At 46.0% G+C, this 16804-nt stretch carries 12 protein-coding genes; 11 read left to right on the plus strand and 1 reads right to left on the minus strand.

Features of this window, described 5'->3' with window-relative positions; all coding sequences use genetic code 11:
* Nucleotides 1–88: 88 nt before the first annotated feature.
* From ileS to ACT6NU_RS07190, 4 genes are all read left to right on the plus strand, one after another.
* Complete coding sequence (gene ileS, locus ACT6NU_RS07175; RefSeq protein ID WP_445383839.1) at nt 89–3490, plus strand: isoleucine--tRNA ligase; 3402 nt, start codon at nt 89–91, stop codon at nt 3488–3490.
* Between the two features lie 4 nt (nt 3491–3494).
* On the plus strand, nt 3495–3878 hold the full coding sequence (locus ACT6NU_RS07180) for a TraR/DksA family transcriptional regulator (RefSeq protein WP_445383783.1): 384 nt from the start codon (nt 3495–3497) through the stop codon (nt 3876–3878).
* 4 nt (nt 3879–3882) lie between these two features.
* A complete protein-coding gene (locus tag ACT6NU_RS07185) occupies nt 3883–4521 on the plus strand; it encodes a hypothetical protein (RefSeq protein ID WP_445383784.1) in 639 nt (212 codons plus the stop codon).
* A 78-nt stretch (nt 4522–4599) separates the two neighbouring features.
* Complete coding sequence (locus ACT6NU_RS07190) at nt 4600–5220, plus strand: lipoprotein signal peptidase (RefSeq protein WP_445383785.1); 621 nt, start codon at nt 4600–4602, stop codon at nt 5218–5220.
* Here the strand turns inward: ACT6NU_RS07190 and ACT6NU_RS07195 are convergent.
* Nucleotides 5217–5777 carry a 5-formyltetrahydrofolate cyclo-ligase gene (locus tag ACT6NU_RS07195; protein ID WP_445383786.1) on the minus strand — a complete coding sequence of 187 codons (561 nt, stop codon included), beginning with the start codon at nt 5775–5777 and terminating at the stop codon, nt 5217–5219. The two genes, ACT6NU_RS07190 and ACT6NU_RS07195, sit on opposite strands and share 4 nt — an antisense overlap.
* A gap of 457 nt (nt 5778–6234) precedes the next feature.
* Here ACT6NU_RS07195 and uvrC point away from each other — a divergent pair, with 457 nt between their 5' ends.
* The 7 genes from uvrC (at nt 6235) to pgi (ending at nt 16714) form a co-directional block, all read left to right on the plus strand.
* Entirely contained in the window at nt 6235–8025 is a 1791-nt protein-coding gene (gene uvrC, locus ACT6NU_RS07200; protein WP_445383787.1) for an excinuclease ABC subunit UvrC, read from the plus strand.
* A gap of 14 nt (nt 8026–8039) precedes the next feature.
* On the plus strand, nt 8040–10304 hold the full coding sequence (locus ACT6NU_RS07205; RefSeq protein ID WP_445383788.1) for a patatin-like phospholipase family protein: 2265 nt from the start codon (nt 8040–8042) through the stop codon (nt 10302–10304).
* A gap of 199 nt (nt 10305–10503) precedes the next feature.
* The gene (hppD, locus tag ACT6NU_RS07210; protein WP_445383789.1) at nt 10504–11646 is read left to right on the plus strand and encodes a 4-hydroxyphenylpyruvate dioxygenase; all 1143 of its coding nucleotides are present in this window, start codon (nt 10504–10506) and stop codon (nt 11644–11646) included.
* 355 nt (nt 11647–12001) lie between these two features.
* Nucleotides 12002–12811: a DUF3108 domain-containing protein gene (locus tag ACT6NU_RS07215; RefSeq protein WP_445383790.1), complete on the plus strand. Its 810-nt coding sequence runs from the start codon at nt 12002–12004 to the stop codon at nt 12809–12811.
* 9 nt (nt 12812–12820) lie between these two features.
* Nucleotides 12821–13786 (plus strand): tryptophan 2,3-dioxygenase family protein, encoded by a 966-nt coding sequence (locus ACT6NU_RS07220; protein WP_445383791.1) that lies wholly within the window; start codon nt 12821–12823, stop codon nt 13784–13786.
* 5 nt (nt 13787–13791) lie between these two features.
* On the plus strand, nt 13792–15096 hold the full coding sequence (locus ACT6NU_RS07225) for a peptidoglycan DD-metalloendopeptidase family protein (RefSeq protein WP_445383792.1): 1305 nt from the start codon (nt 13792–13794) through the stop codon (nt 15094–15096).
* Nucleotides 15077–16714: a glucose-6-phosphate isomerase gene (gene pgi / locus ACT6NU_RS07230; RefSeq protein ID WP_445383793.1), complete on the plus strand. Its 1638-nt coding sequence runs from the start codon at nt 15077–15079 to the stop codon at nt 16712–16714. The genes ACT6NU_RS07225 and pgi overlap by 20 nt, the downstream gene beginning before the upstream one ends.
* Nucleotides 16715–16804: the final 90 nt, after the last annotated feature.

The following is a 16804-nucleotide window of genomic DNA, read 5'->3' on the forward strand; positions in this document are numbered from 1 at the left end:
TTTTCCAAGGCTGGATTATCTGAGATTACGACTAAAATCACTAATTTTGCTCGCTTTAAGAATTGGAACCCTATTGGCTGAAATCCGTATGAAGTTTAACGAGTACAATAATCTGAATCTTCCTGAGCTTGCTGAGGATATTCTGGAATTCTGGAAGTCGGAACGAATCTTTGAAAAAAGTATCGAATCCCGTGCAGAGGGAACTCCTTATGTTTTTTATGAAGGCCCTCCATCTGCCAACGGAATGCCCGGGATTCACCATGTGATATCGCGAACCATAAAAGATATCTTTCCGCGCTATAAAACCATGAAGGGATTCCAGGTAAAGCGAAAGGCTGGCTGGGATACCCATGGCCTGCCGGTTGAATTGGGGGTAGAAAAGGAATTGGGGATCACCAAGGAGGATATCGGGAAAAAGATTACGATTGAAGACTATAACGAAGCCTGTAAGAAGGCTGTTATGCGATATACAGACGTGTGGAACTCCATGACTGAAAAGATTGGCTATTGGGTGGATATGGATGACCCCTATATTACCTACAAGCCAAAATACATGGAGACGGTATGGTGGCTGCTGAAGCAAATCTACGACAAGGGACTCATCTACAAGGGGTATACGATACAGCCTTATTCCCCCAAGGCAGGTACCGGGCTTAGTTCCCATGAACTGAATCAGCCGGGAACCTATCAGGATGTAACAGACACGACCGTTACTGCCCAGTTTGAATTAATTGGGGAATCCCTGCCCGGTTTACTCCAGTCGGAAGAGGGGAAGCTCTATATGCTGGCATGGACGACCACTCCCTGGACTCTGCCTTCGAACACGGCACTTACAGTAGGGCCCGCCATAGAATACGCCCTGGTGGAAACCTACAATCAGTATACCTACGAACCGACCAAGGTGATCCTGGCCAAATCGCTTATCCCAAAACAATTCAGTGGAAAATTTGAAGAGCTGGATGCCGGAGCAGCATTTCCCGAAAATCCTCGGGAGCTTAAAAAAATACCCTATCGCCTGCTAAAAACATTTAAAGGGTCAGATCTGGTCGGAATCCGATATAAGCAACTGCTTGATTACGCCAGGCCTTATGAGCAGCCCGAAAACGCTTTCCGGGTAATTGCAGGGGATTTTGTAACCACTGAGGATGGTACCGGGATCGTACATACGGCCCCTACCTTTGGTGCCGATGATATGCAGGTAGCACAGGCTGCTGAGCCCCCGGTCCCGCCTATGCTGGTACTGGACGAAAACAACAACCCGGTTCCCCTGGTGGACCTGCAGGGGAGGTTTCGCCCCGAAATGGATGATCTGGGAGGAAAGTACGTTAAAAATGAATACTACCCGGAAGGGGAAGCCCCTGAGCGATCGGTGGATGTGGAAATCGCCATTCGTCTGAAGGAGGAGAATAAGGCATTTAAGGTTGAAAAATACAGCCACAGTTATCCGAACTGCTGGCGAACCGATAAACCGATTTTGTATTATCCTTTAGACTCCTGGTTTATCAAAGTAACTCAGGTAAGGGACCGGATGTATGAGCTCAACCAGGAGATTAACTGGAAGCCCAAGGCAACGGGAGAGGGCCGTTTCGGGAACTGGCTGGCCTCTGCAAACGACTGGAACCTGTCCCGTTCGCGCTACTGGGGAATTCCACTTCCAATCTGGAGGTCCGAGGATGGAAGGGAAGAAAGGATCATAGGGTCGGTAGCGGAGTTGAAGGAAGAAATGGCAAAATCCATAGCAGCCGGCCTGATGCAGTCGGATCCGTTTGCCGATTTCGTGCCTGGCGATATGTCGGAAGAAAACTACGACCGTATTGACCTCCATAAAAATATTGTAGACAAGATCATTCTGGTATCTGAATCCGGGAAGCCGATGTATCGTGAAAATGACCTGATCGATGTCTGGTTTGACAGTGGTTCCATGCCTTATGCTCAATGGCATTATCCATTTGAGAACCGCGATTTGATCGATAAGGGGGTTTCCTTTCCGGCCGATTTTATTGCTGAAGGGGTAGACCAGACCCGGGGATGGTTTTATACCCTTCATGCTATTGGCACCATGGTATTCGACTCCATTGCCTACCGAAACGTGGTTTCTAATGGCCTGGTGTTGGATAAGGACGGCAAAAAAATGTCCAAACGCCTGGGCAATGCTGCGGACCCCTTTGAAACGGTAGAAACCCATGGGGCCGATGCTACCAGATGGTATCTTATCTCCAATGCCAACCCCTGGGATAACCTGAAATTTGACCTGGAAGGGATAGTGGAGGTCAAACGCAAATTCTTTGGCACCCTTTACAATACCTATTCCTTTTTCGCCCTCTATGCCAACATAGATGATTTCAGGTATGAGGAGGCTGAAGTTCCAATTAAGGAGCGTCCGGAAATCGATCAATGGATCCTTTCCGAATTGAACTCCCTTATTGTGCTGGTAGACCAGGCGTATTCTGATTATGAACCCACACGCGCAGCCCGTGCAATTGCTGATTTTGTTCAGGAAAACCTCAGTAACTGGTATGTGCGCCTGTGCCGGCGACGCTTCTGGAAAGGGGAATATCAGGAAGATAAAATTTCTGCTTACCAGACCCTTTTCAGCTGTTTGAAGACCGTGGCTGAGTTATCGGCACCGATCGCCCCTTTCTTTATGGACCGACTCTATAAAGACCTGACGGAAGGCTCTCTGGTGGCAGGTGAAGAAAGTGTACACCTGGCGCAATTCCCCAAGGCCGATTCAGCCCTTATCAATGAGGATTTAGAGCGCAAGATGCAGAAGGCCCAGATTATAACCTCCCTGGTTCTTTCCATCCGTCAGAAAGAAAAGATCAAGGTAAGGCAACCCTTGCAAAAAGTGATGATCCCGGTGCTGGATGCCGCTCAGAAAGCCGAAATTGAAGCGGTTGCTGATCTGATCAAATCCGAGGTGAACGTAAAGGAAATTAGTTTGCTGGACGATGCCTCGGGTATCCTGGTGAAGCGCATTAAACCGAATTACAAAACCCTGGGCCCTAAATACGGGAAGGACATGAAGGCTATCAGCAAGGCTGTGGCCGGACTTGGGCAGGAAGACATCCAAAAAATTGAGCAGGAGGGCAAAATAGTTCTTGAACTGGAAAATAAAAATGTTATATTACAGTTACAAGATGTAGAAATCAGTTCTCAGGACATTGAAGGCTGGCTGGTTGCTTCTTCCGGTACCACTACGGTAGCATTGGATATTACCATTAACGATGAGTTGCGTAAAGAGGGTATTGCAAGGGAGCTGGTCAACAGGATTCAGAACCTGCGAAAGGAATCCGGTTTTGAGGTAACTGACCGGATTGACATTAAATTATTAAAAAACGAAACGGTAGAGAAAGCGGTAAAGAGCAATTTGCAATACATCAAATCAGAGACCCTGACGGCGGATTTGCAGTTCGAAGAAGTCCTGGAAGAAGGTACGGCTATTGCCTTTGATGAAGTAAATACAAAATTGTTTATCCAAAAACATTAGAACTATGGGACAAGATATTAAAGTTCGGTATTCAGATAAAGACCTGGAAGAATTCAGGGATCTGATCGAAAAGAAAATAGAAAAGGCAAAGTCGCACCTTGAGCTCTTAAGGAGTTCGTATATGAACGACGGGAACAACGGAACGGATGACACTTCCCCTACCTTTAAGGCTTTTGAGGAAGGATCTGAAACCATGAGCAAGGAAGCGAATACGCAACTGGCCATTCGTCAGGAAAAATTCATCCGGGATCTAAAAAACGCCTTGCTCAGGATTGAAAACAAGACCTACGGGATTTGCAGGGTTACCGGCAAACTTATCAATAAGGAACGCCTTAAGCTGGTACCGCATGCAACCCTTAGCATTGAGGCCAAAAACATGCAAAAATAGCAGGGTGCAAACAGCACAGAGGCTAATGCGCCTGCTATTGTTTGGTTTGCTGCTTTTTCAATTTCTTCCCGCTTACAGTCAGAAGAAGGTTGTTAAGACCCTGCTTAGCCCGGATATTTCCTCCATTCGAATAGACGGGAAACAGTGCTTCAGCATTGAACTGAAAACCTCCGATGTCCCTGAGGTGGTTGTTCAGGCGATGATGGAGGGGGAGTACCAGCGTCAGGTACTGTTATTGGCCGAGAAACAGGCAAACACACTCGTAATAAGTACGGGCTTTAGTCCGGATTTTGAATTGCCCAACGACAAGCTGGGTGCTCACAAAGTGCTTTCCATCCGTTTGGAGGTAACTGTTCCAAACTACGAGAACGTAGATGTATATGCCGGCAGCAGTTTCGTGGTAACTACAGGGCAGTACCAAAACCTTTCCATTACTTTAAATGACGGCCAGTGCAAACTGGGCCACACAGCTGAGAATACTCAGGTACGTACGCAATCAGCAAAAATTACTGCAACAGTAGCAAAGGGTGTAATAGCCGCCAAATCCAGGTACGGGAGGGTGGAAGTTGCCAATATTCCTGCCGGAGACTCCAGGTTTTTACTAAACAGTACCGAGGGAGATATCCTGGTTCGGCGACTTTGATATAATTCTTCCCGGGAAATATTGAATGGTTTCCAAGTTATTTTTAATACCTATTTTTGCGCGAAGTAGTCCAAATTAATGCAGTTAAAAAAATCCCTCATTTTGGTGTTGCTGGTACTGCTGGCAGACCAAATAAGCAAGATATACGTTAAGACCCATTTTCAACTGGAAGAATCTGTTGAGGTGTTTGCCTGGTTTAAAATCTTCTTTATAGAGAATGACGGGGCCGCCTGGGGCACCAAACTCAGTGATTTTTTGCCCATAGGAGAGCGGACCGCCAAACTGGTACTTACCATATTTCGTTTGTTTGCAATTGCCGGGATCGGTTACTGGTTATGGGATATCATCCGCAAGGGCTCTAATACCACCCTGCAGGTAGCCGTAAGCCTCATTTTCGCGGGAGCTGTCGGAAACATCATCGATTCAGTTTTCTACGGCTTGCTCTTTGATCATTCCTACGGGCAGGTAGCAAGTTTTCTAGGGGAAGAGCACTATGCGGGCCTTTTTTACGGGAAGGTTGTAGATATGCTGTACTTTCCTATCATCGATACGCAATGGCCTGAATGGATACCCTGGATAGGAGGGAATAATTTTAGGTTTTTTGCTCCTGTATTTAACCTGGCCGATACCGCCATCAGTACCGGGGTGGGGATTTTGCTGGTATTCAACAAAAGAGCTTTCGCAAAAACAGCTGCTTAAAACTGGTAAGAAGCCTCCGGGGTAAGGGCGAAATCCATGGCAATGTCATGCTCGTTCAGGTCGCTGATGGCTTCAACCGGATCAAAAAAAGACAACCCAATTTTTACAGTATTTTCAGCGCATTCTGCCAGGAAGCGGTCGTAGTACCCTCCTCCGTAGCCAACCCGGTATCCCTTGCGATCAAAAACCAGCAGGGGCAGAAAGACGACTTCAATTCTTTTGGGGTCTACGGTTATCCCGGAGAGCGGTTCCGGTATCCCGAACGTATTGGCCCGGAGCGGCGTACTATCTGTCAATAAATAGTGTTCCAATTGATGATCCGGAAGCATTTTGGGGATGATAACTTCTTTGTCCCTGCCCTGCAAAATGCTTAACAGGTAAGAGGTATCCACTTCTCTTTTTTCGAGGATGGAAAGGAAAAGGTGAAAATAGTTTTTGTCCCAAATTGGGAGCGAGAGGGAACTGTTGGCCAGTGCTATACTGGCTTCTTTTTGTTCTTCTTTGGTAAGTAGGTCTCTAAGATGCGAATAATGCAGCCGAAGCTTATTTTTCAACATAGACCGGAAATTAAACGCAATTTGTGGGGGAGCATTTAAAATTTCTTAGTCCTTGGCGGAAACCGCGAAATAAATCTTGAAAAATAGCATCAGTACAAAATACATTCCCAGGGTAATGAGATAGTTGTCCATATACAGTGCTTAATTTTGACAGCCTAATAATAGTAAAAAAAACATTAACTCCTCTCTAAACGGTATCATAAAATCGATGAAATGCACATATTTAGCATTTTGTTAACCAAAAAACCTTGATATTTAAACATAATCATCGTTTTGACAGGCCTGTACAGGGCTGCTAATCAGCTTGTTTTGCAGGTGCTGATTATGATTTCTGTCTGCAAATGAAATTAAACAGGCTGTAAAAGCCTTGCAGCGTAGAGAAAATCCCCTATTGCCGTTTTGAATTTCCTCCGATCAAATAATTATCCCTGATTATCTTTGTTGTAAGCCATTGCTTATGAATAGCATTTCCATCGATGTTCAGTTAAAGACTTTACCAGACAGCCCCGGGGTTTATCAATTCTTTGATGAAGCCGGAAAGATACTATACGTGGGGAAGGCAAAGAACCTGAAGAAGCGGGTCAGTTCTTATTTTACCAAGACCCATAACAGCGGGAAAACACGGGTAATGGTCCGGAAAATCAGAAGTATAAAGCACATTGTGGTTCCTACCGAATCTGATGCGCTGCTTCTGGAAAATAACCTGATCAAGGAGCACCAACCAAGATATAATGTCCTGCTCCGGGACGATAAATCCTATCCATGGCTTTGTATCAAAAATGAACGTTTCCCGCGTATTTTTCCAACCCGTAAACGCATAAGGGACGGATCTGAGTATTTTGGGCCCTATACCCAAATGAAAACGGTCCGGGCTCTCCTGGATTTGATAAAAAGCGTCTATCCTCTGCGCACTTGCAATTATGACCTGTCTGAAGAAAAGGTCAGTGCCGGCAAATACAAACTTTGCCTGGAGTATCACCTGGGCAATTGCCTGGGTCCCTGTGAAGGTCTTCAGGATTCCGAATCCTATGACCGGCAGATTGATGACATCCGGCAAATCATTAAGGGGAATTTCAAGTCTTCCCTGCATTATTTCCGCCATCGTATGCAGCAACTTGCAACGGATATGCGTTTTGAAGAGGCCCAGCAGATAAAGGAAAAAATCGAAATCCTTGAAAATTACCAGTCCAAGTCTACCGTAGTCCACCCGAAAATAAACAATGTTGATGTTTTTTCAATTATCTCAGACAGCAGCCATGCCTATGTAAATTACATGCAGATTTCACATGGCCTGGTTGTGCGTTCACATACAATAGAAATCAAAAAGAAACTGGACGAATCGGATGCAGATCTGTTGTCTTTGGCCATCGTTACCCTTAGGGAGCGATTTGAAGCAGATTCCCCGGAAATTTACCTTCCCTTTCCCGTTCCGGTTTCGGGCGAGGTGCGGGTAAAGGTTCCCAAATCTGGCGATAAACGTAAAATAGTGCAGCTGTCTGAACGCAATGCCCGTTATTACAGGCAGGAGCGGTTTAAACAAATCAAGATTACGGATCCGGACCGCCATGTAAAACGCATCATGGAGCAGATGAAAAAAGATCTGCGCCTCTCCGCAGAACCCAGGCACATAGAATGTTTTGATAACTCCAACATTCAGGGCAGCAATCCGGTGGCTGCCTGTGTTGTTTTCAGGGATGGCAAACCCGCCAAAAAAGAGTACAGGCATTACAACATTAAAACGGTTGAAGGGCCGGATGATTTCGCCTCCATGCGGGAAGTGGTATACAGGAGGTATAAAAGATTACTGGAAGAGGAGGCAGACTTACCACAGCTAATTGTGATTGACGGGGGGAAAGGGCAATTGAGTGCAGCCCTGTCCAGCCTCGAACAGCTGGAATTAAGGGGGAAGATTGCGATTATCGGAATTGCCAAGCGGCTGGAAGAAATCTATTTTCCAAGTGACCCTATTCCGCTTTACCTCGATAAAAAATCAGAAAGCCTTAAAGTAATACAGCAATTGCGAAACGAGGCCCACCGTTTTGGAATCACTTTCCATAGAAACAAGCGTTCTAAGGCGGCCATCAGCTCTGCCCTGGAAGGGATTGACGGAATAGGAGAAAAAACCGCCCGGGAACTACTCAGGAAGTTTAAGTCTGTCAAAAGGATTCGCGAGGCTTCCCTAGAGGAAATTTCCGAGCTGGTAGGACCTTCAAAGGCACAGAAAGTTTATGAAAGTTTAAGGGAATAAAGTAACTTCACCCTATGCGCCTGCTTTTGATTTTTGCTCTCATATCTGTCTTGACCAATACGCTCCCTGCACAGGAGCAAAACCCTCCCGAGGATCTCAAGGTAGGCCTTGTTTTAAGTGGTGGAGGGGCTAAGGGCCTCGCCCATATAGGGGCGTTAAAAGTAATTGAGGAAGCCGGGGTGCGTATCGATTACATCGGAGGCACCAGTATGGGGGCTATTGTAGGGGCCCTTTACGCCTCTGGCTATTCTGCCCATGAACTGGATTCCCTTTTTAGGAATACGGATTTTCCGGAACTCATTCAGGATAACCTGCCGAGGAGTGCCAAGACTTTTTACGAAAAGGAAGATTCTGAAAGGTATGCCTTAACCCTGCCCTTTAATAATTATAAACTGGCTATTCCACAGGCGCTTTCCGGGGGCCAGAACATTTACAATGAATTGGTTAAAGTTCTCTACCATGTCAAGGATGTCCGCAAATTTGACCAGTTGCCCATCCCTTTTTTCTGTGTGGCTACGGATGTGGAAACCGGGGAGGAGATTATCCTAAGAGAGGGTTACCTGCCGGAGGCCATACTGGCCAGCGGCACTTTTCCTTCCCTCTTTGAGCCTACGGAGGTGGATGGCCGAATTCTGATAGACGGTGGCGTACTGAACAATTATCCGGTAGATGAGGTGAAGAATTCAGGGGCAGAGCTGATTATTGGGGTGGACGTGCAGCACGGGCTGCGCAAGCGCGAATCCCTGCAATCCGCAACGGAAATCCTGCTGCAAATCAACAACTACCGCACTGTGGGGCAGATGAAAGAAAAAGCCGGTAAAACAGATATCTACATTAAACCCAATATGGATGCTTTCTCTGTAATTGATTTTAACATGCGGGAAAGCATTATCAGCATTGGGGAGAAAAAAACCCGCGAGCATTTAGAAGCTCTTAAAGAAGTGGCTGCACGACAGGTGGTCAGCCCTCCAATGGCTGCAGGGATACAGTCACAGGATACTATTGTCATCAATCGGTTGCTGATCAAAGGGAACAACAATTATTCCCGGGGATATGTAAAAGGAAAACTACGCTTTGATCTGGCGGAGAAAACCTCATTCAACAAACTTCAGCAGGGACTTGGGAATTTGTCGGCTACCGGAAATTTCAGGACGATCCGATATGAACTGGTATCCAACGGGCTCGGCCAGGACCTGATCCTAAAACTGCAGGAGAACCCGAATCGCACATTTATCAGAGTGGGGGCCCACTACGATGACCTGTATAAGAGTGCGGCCCTTATTAACCTGACCCGGAAGCATTTCCTGGTAAATGACGATGTGGCTTCTTTTGACTTTATTCTGGGAGACAACCTGCGTTACAATGCGCAGTATTATATAGACAAGGGGTCTTACTGGAGTTTTGGGGTGAATTCCAGGCTGAATGAATTCGATCAGGAGATCAATTACAATATTATTCGGTCCAATTTTGACGTGCCGGAAGATCCGAACATAAATAATATAAACCTTGAGGTTTCTGACCTTACCAATCAGGTATACCTGCAAACCGTAGTCAGGGAAGAATTTGCTTTCAGCCTCGGGGTGGAGCACAAATTACTAAAGTACAGCACAGAAACCCTGAGTGAGGTAAATGAGGACCTCAATCCGGGAATACAGGGAGGTTCAGATAATCGTACTTTTTTTGAGAAAAGCAATTATTTCAGTACTTACGGGACGCTCGTGCTGGACACCTATAACGATCGCTACTTTCCTTCCCGGGGACTCTATTTCAACGGTGATTTTCACCTCTATCTGTTTTCTTCAGACTTCAACGATAATTTCAAGGAATTTTCCATCGCAAAGGCACGTATGGGGGTAGCGTTTCCTCTTGCCGGAAACCTGAGCCTCAACCTGGAGACTGAGGGCGGTTTTAAGCTGGGAACTTCTGGGGTTTCTGCCTTTGACTTCGTCCTTGGGGGTTTTGGCAGTACCAACATCAACAATTTTACTCCTTTTATAGGATATGATTTCCTGAGCCTGCCCGGGAATAGTTATGTTAAGGCATATAGCCGGTTTGATCTGGAATTTGCCCCCAAGAACCATCTGATGTTTACCCTCAATTACGCCAATGTGGAAGACGATATCTTCCGAACCGGTGAGTGGTTTACAACTCCCGATTTTTCCGGCTACGGGCTTAGCTACGGCTGGGATTCTTTTTTTGGCCCGGTACAGGTAATGTATTCCTGGTCTCCCGAAAGGGACGCAAGCAGCGTTTTTTTCAGTATAGGATACTGGTTTTAAGGCCTGCGTAATTATCGGTAGAACAGTGCTATTACATACATTTTTGCGATATTTGCTAAAACTAAGGTTATGTCCGGAAGCCGCTTTTGTATTTATTCGCATTTACGGGCCATGTGGTAAGCGTATAGGCCACTTATAGACTATTTTGTGGTCATAGACCTCTCTGAAAATTAACACCACTAATCTTAAACAAAATATCATGTCATTAACAGATAATACTTCTCTGCACTTACCCAAAGAAAACCCCGAGGCAGAAGATTTCCTGCCGTTGTTGGGTACCGATCATGTTGAACTATACGTTGGAAATGCGAAACAGGCCGCACATTACTACATGTCTGCCTGGGGCTTTCAGCCTGTGGCATATGCCGGGCTGGAAACGGGGCTTAAGGACAGGGTTTCCTATGTGCTGGCGCAGGATAAGATCCGTCTGGTACTTACTTCCCCATTAAAGCCGGGAGGAGAAATTAACCGGCATATCAATGATCATGGAGACGGGGTTAAGGCCATAGCTTTATGGGTGGATGATGCCACGAAAAGCTATCAGGAAACCGTAAAGCGCGGGGCTGAAAGCTATATGGAGCCCAAAACCCTGGAGGATGCCAACGGGAAGGTAGTACTATCGGGAATTCACACCTATGGGGAGACCGTACATATCTTTGTAGAGCGCTCCAAATACTCCGGTCCTTTCCTGCCGGGTTACAGGGCATGGAGCCCTTTATACCAACCAGAACCACTGGGTCTTAAATACATTGACCATATGGTAGGCAATGTGGGCTGGAATGAAATGAACAAGTGGTGTGAGTTCTACGCCAAGGTGATGGGCTTTGCCCAGTTGGTCTCCTTTGATGACAAGGATATATCAACGGAATATACGGCCCTGATGAGTAAGGTGATGAGCAACGGAAACGGACGGATTAAATTCCCTATCAATGAGCCGGCTGACGGCCGTAAAAAATCGCAAATAGAGGAATATATTGAATTTTACAATGGGGCAGGCGTACAACATATGGCCCTTGCAACGGATAATATCATAGAAACGGTTACGGCACTGAGAAACAGGGGGGTTGAATTTTTGACCGTCCCCGTTACCTATTACGAAACCGTACTGGATCGGGTGGGTGAAATAGACGAAGAGCTGGCGCCCCTGCGGGATTTAGGGATACTGATAGACCGGGACGATGAAGGCTACTTGCTCCAGATATTTACCAAGCCCATTCTGGACCGCCCAACCATGTTTATAGAAATCATTCAGCGAAAAGGAGCCAAATCTTTTGGAAAAGGTAACTTCAAGGCCCTGTTTGAAGCTATTGAGCGGGAACAGGAGTCCAGGGGAACACTTTAAACAGCTTTATTAGGAAAATCAAAAAATCAGCCCACAAACAATAAAGTATTGTTAACAGGCTAGTTAAAGTACGTTAAAAATTATGGAGGAGCGGATTACTTATATAATTTTGATGTCATAAGGGGTGGTTCCCTTATAACTTTAAGTATTGGTTTTTCATAATTTAAAGTTTGGTTGGTTATTTAGGAAAAGCCCTGATCGCTCGATCGGGGCTTTTTTTTTGAATCTGGCAGCCTCCCTTTAACCTTCTGGTTTTCAATTATTACAATACTTTGGAATAAATATTGTTTAATAAAGAGTAAAATATGTTCTCATCCCTTTGAGGTATGAGAATTTTATAGAAATTTGCCCCGAAATGAAATCGTTTAAATACGTTCTGCTCGCATTTTTGCTCAGCCTTAACCTGGGAGTTGCCCAATACCGCCCTGCCGCGGATTATAATGGGTCTAATAATAGTTTTAAACCCGGGGAATGGCTGAAGTTCAGGATACACTACGGCTTCCTGAACGCCAGCTATGCCACCCTGCATCTTACCTCAGACACCCTAAGGGGAAAGCCTGTGTACCATGTGGTTGGCAAGGGTAAAACGACGGGCTTCGCCAGTATCTTTTTTAAAGTAGACGACACTTACGAAAGTTACTTTGGCGTAGAGGACGGGCGGCCCTATAAGTTTATCCGAAATATTTCCGAAGGGGGCTATACCAAGAATATTGAAATCAATTTTGACTATCAGTCCGAAAAGGCAACCCTTTTGGATAAGAAAAAAGGGAAAAGCATGCAATTCGTATTCAACAATGGGATTCAGGATCTGATCTCTGGCTTCTATTTTATGCGAAACAACTACAGTGCAGAAGAACTTGTTGTTGGGAAAAGCATCGAACTACAGATGCTCTACGACGATGACGGCATTTTCAAATTCAGGCTGAAGTACCTGGGGAAGGAAGTGCTTAAAACCAAATTCGGGAAAGTGGAATGCCTGAAATTTCGTCCGTACGTTCAATCAGGACGGGTGTTTAAAGAGCAAGAAAGCTTATCTTTATGGGTGTCTAATGACCAAAATAAGATTCCGATACGTATAGAGGCAGACCTGGCCGTTGGTTCCATTAAAGCCGACCTGGAGGGGTTTAACAGCCTTCGGAATCAGTTCAAAATCATAATGGACTAAACATTTTTAATGAAAGATAAGGCGCACGTCGATTCGCAAATTCGCAAGCTGGAGGAAAAATATAAAGACTCCGGGCAGGACCTGAGCTCTTATCTTGACGGGCTGCTGTATCAGCGCTACCTGACTTATTGGGATTATATTCACCTGGATACCCTGTTGAGCCTGCAGGTGCCCAGGACCCACTTTCCGGATGAGGAGATCTTTATCATGTACCACCAGATTACTGAGTTGTACTTTAAATTAATCCTGCACGAGGAAAAACAGATCGTGGATGACAAATCCCAGGAACTACACTTTTTTATAGAAAAAGTAGAAAGGATTAATAATTACTACAAGGCCCTGATCTCTTCCTTTAGCATAATGATTCGCGGGATGCAGCGGGAACAATTCCTTCGCTACCGTATGGCCCTTTTACCCTCCAGCGGGTTTCAGTCTGCTCAATACCGGATGATTGAAATATACGCCACCCCCCTGGAGCATCTGGTTCACCCGGATATACGCGAACAATACTCATCCGAAACGCCCATAGAAGAGCTCTACGAGCAGATTTACTGGAAGAAAGGGGCGACAGATCTTAACACCGGGGAGAAGACCCTTACCCTCAAACAATTTGAATATCGTTATACCCCGCGCTTTATCCGGATAGCCAAAGAATTAAAGGGGAACACCATTTACCATAAATACTTAAATTTGCCAGCTGAAGCCCGGGATAATAAAGCATTGAAGACTGCGTTACAACAGATGGATATCAATGCGAATGTAAACTGGCCGCTGGTACATTTGGGATCGGCCTACCGCTATCTGAACAAGGATAAGGAAACGATAGAGGCAACCGGGGGAACCAACTGGAAATCGTATCTTCCCCCCAGTTTTCAGCAGGTGGTATTTTTCCCGGAGGTCCACGAGAAGGAAACACTGGAAAATTGGGGAAAACAATGGGCTGAACATCATTATAACCCGGAAAAACAACTATAGAGTATATGCGAACATTGTGGGGCATTTTTTTGTTAGCATTAATTGGGCTGTCCTGTTCCGATAAAAAAGGGAAGGACGAAGAAATTAAAACAGAGGCAAAGCCTTTGGTGGCACAGATGGAACCCCGTATTGAATACGGCTTTAACCTGGATGATTTCGTGGTTGTATCAGATACGATCCGCAGGGGAGATAGCTTTGGGGAACTGATGCTGGAGAACAAGGTGGAATACCCTAAAATTGCCACCATTTCTGAGAAATATAAAGATTCCTTTGATGTCCGCAGGATCCGGGTCGGAAAACCCTACCTTATCCTGAAGTCCAAGGATACCACAGAAAAAGCCCAGGTTTTTATTTACCAGGAAGACCCCATCAATTATACCGTGGTGGATTTTCGCGATTCGGCCAGAGCTTACAAAAAGAAAAGACCTGTAAAGTTTGTGGAGCGGGAAGCATCGGGGGTAATCCCTCAGGGTGGGTCCCTTTCCAATGTGATAGTGGAGCAGGAACTGGATTATTACCTCACCTACGAACTTTCGCAGATTTATGCCTGGACAATCGACTTTTTCAAGCTAAACCCCGGCGATAAATTCCGCATCATCTTCGACGAAAAATATATTGCTGACTCTGTCTATGCCGGGATTGGCCCAATCAAGGCAGCATATTTCCAGCATAACGGAGAAGATTTTTACGCTTTTGCCTACCATAACGATTCCCTGGATATAAGGGAATATTACGACCAGGAGGCCAATAACCTGAGGCGTACCTTTTTAAGGGCGCCCCTGAAATTCGGAAGGCTGTCTTCACGATACAACCTCAAACGAAGAATCCGGTATTACGGCTATAAGGTGCGTCCACACAAAGGAACAGATTACGCCGCACCTATTGGCACGCCTATTCTGGCAACCGCAGATGGGGTGGTAACCGAATCCACCCGACGCGGCGGCAATGGCAAATATGTAAAAATCCGGCACAATGGTACCTTCAGTACGCAGTACCTGCACATGAAGGCTCAGAATGTTCGCAAAGGGGATTATGTCCGCCAGGGCGATGTTATTGGCTGGATCGGAATGACTGGGAATACCGGGGGCCCGCATGTTTGCTATCGCTTCTGGAAAAACGGCAGGCAGGTAGATCCGCTTCGGGAAAAACTGCCGGCTGCCGATCCTTTGGCGGAACAATACCGGCCCGAATATTTTGAGTATATTTCCCCTTTACAAGAACAACTGGATTGTATCCCACTTAATGAAGCGGGGCAGGAAGAAGACCTGATAACCAGTAATACCCGGGAAAATGCCATTACCCAAAATTGATCCAACCCAATCAGCCGCCTGGAAAAAATTACAGGCCCACTTTCAGGAAAGCCATCAGACCCACTTAAAGGACCTCTTTAAGGCAGACTCGCAGCGGGCAAGCCGCTTCAGTATTCAGTGGAATGATTTCTACCTGGATTATTCCAAAAACCGGATTACGGACCATACGCTGGACCTGCTTTTGGAACTGGCTCAGGAAACCCGGCTCTCCGAAGCAATAGCTGCTTATTTTGAGGGTGACCCTATTAATGAAACTGAAGGCAGGGCTGTGCTGCATACAGCGCTGAGGGCTCCCTCAAACGCGAAGGTTACAGTAGATGGGCAGGATGTAATGCCAGAGGTTCTCCAGGTAAAAAAACAGATTAAAGACTTCAGTGAGGCGGTCATCAGTGGAAGGAAGAAAGGCTTTTCCGGAAAACCATTCACCGATGTTGTCAATATCGGGATAGGGGGGTCTGATCTGGGGCCTGCTATGGTCACCGAAGCTCTGAAGTTCTACAAGAACCACCTCAATGTACATTTCGTAAGCAATGTAGACGGAGACCACGTACACGAGACCATCAAAAACCTGGACCCCGAGACTACCCTGTTTGTGGTGGTTTCCAAAACCTTTACTACCCAGGAGACCCTGAGTAACGCGCTTACCATTAAGAAATGGTTCCTTAGCCATGCCTCCCAAAAAGATATCGCCCTGCATTTTGCAGCAGTTTCTACCAACACCGAAAAAATTGCGGAATTTGGGATAGATGCTGCTAATGTATTTCCAATGTGGGACTGGGTTGGGGGCCGATTTTCCCTATGGAGTGCCGTGGGTCTTTCTATAGCGCTGGCTGTTGGATACGAGCGATTTGAGGAATTGCTGCAGGGGGCCCATAAGATGGATGATCACTTCAGAACAGCTGATTTCAGGGAAAACATGCCAGTGGTACTGGCACTTTTAAGCGTCTGGTACAACAATTTTTACGGGGCCGAGACCGAGGCCATAATCCCGTATTCCCAATACCTGCACAGGCTGTCTGCCTATTTGCAACAAGGGATCATGGAGAGTAACGGCAAGTGTAAAGACCGCAACGGGAAACGGGTAAGCTACCAGACCGGGACTATCATTTGGGGAGAACCCGGCACCAATTCCCAGCATGCCTTTTTTCAGCTCATTCACCAGGGTACCAAACTCATTCCTGCAGATTTCATCGGGTTTAAAAAATCCCTTCACAAAGACCGGGACCACCACCTGAAGCTGATGGCGAATTTCTTTGCCCAAACCGAGGCCCTGATGAATGGGAAAACGGCGAAAGAGGTTCAAACGGAGTTGGAAACACAGGGGAAAAGCCCTTCTGAGATCGAAAAGTTACTGCCATTCAAGGTATTTGAAGGCAATAAGCCAACCAATACGCTGCTAATCGATAAACTTAGCCCAGCAAGCCTGGGAGCCCTGATCGCCCTCTACGAACATAAAATATTTGTTCAGGGGTTGCTCTGGAATATCTTCAGTTTTGATCAGTGGGGGGTAGAATTGGGCAAGCAATTGGCCACTGCCATCCTGAAAGACCTTCAGGATTCTGAAATTGGCAAACACGACAGCTCCACATTGCAACTTCTGCAAAATTTTAAGAAATAATTTAGCTGTTTTTGCACTGTTAAAAACTGCTGATAAGTTCCCTCAATCCAAGGGTTCCCGGATACATTATTATTTTATTTTTGATTAGCA

The sequence above is a fragment of the Robiginitalea rubriflava genome, from assembly GCF_052540725.1.

Coding starts and splice junctions, on each gene's coding strand:
- ACT6NU_RS07180 (WP_445383783.1), top strand. CDS start 3,495: ATGGGACAAGATATTAAAGTTCGGTATTCAGATAAAGACCTGGAAGAA.
- ACT6NU_RS07225 (WP_445383792.1), top strand. CDS start 13,792: ATGCGAACATTGTGGGGCATTTTTTTGTTAGCATTAATTGGGCTGTCC.
- ACT6NU_RS07215 (WP_445383790.1), top strand. CDS start 12,002: ATGAAATCGTTTAAATACGTTCTGCTCGCATTTTTGCTCAGCCTTAAC.
- uvrC (WP_445383787.1), top strand. CDS start 6,235: ATGAATAGCATTTCCATCGATGTTCAGTTAAAGACTTTACCAGACAGC.
- ACT6NU_RS07220 (WP_445383791.1), top strand. CDS start 12,821: ATGAAAGATAAGGCGCACGTCGATTCGCAAATTCGCAAGCTGGAGGAA.
- ACT6NU_RS07195 (WP_445383786.1), bottom strand. CDS start 5,777: ATGTTGAAAAATAAGCTTCGGCTGCATTATTCGCATCTTAGAGACCTA.
- pgi (WP_445383793.1), top strand. CDS start 15,077: ATGCCATTACCCAAAATTGATCCAACCCAATCAGCCGCCTGGAAAAAA.
- ileS (WP_445383839.1), top strand. CDS start 89: ATGAAGTTTAACGAGTACAATAATCTGAATCTTCCTGAGCTTGCTGAG.
- hppD (WP_445383789.1), top strand. CDS start 10,504: ATGTCATTAACAGATAATACTTCTCTGCACTTACCCAAAGAAAACCCC.
- ACT6NU_RS07190 (WP_445383785.1), top strand. CDS start 4,600: ATGCAGTTAAAAAAATCCCTCATTTTGGTGTTGCTGGTACTGCTGGCA.
- ACT6NU_RS07205 (WP_445383788.1), top strand. CDS start 8,040: ATGCGCCTGCTTTTGATTTTTGCTCTCATATCTGTCTTGACCAATACG.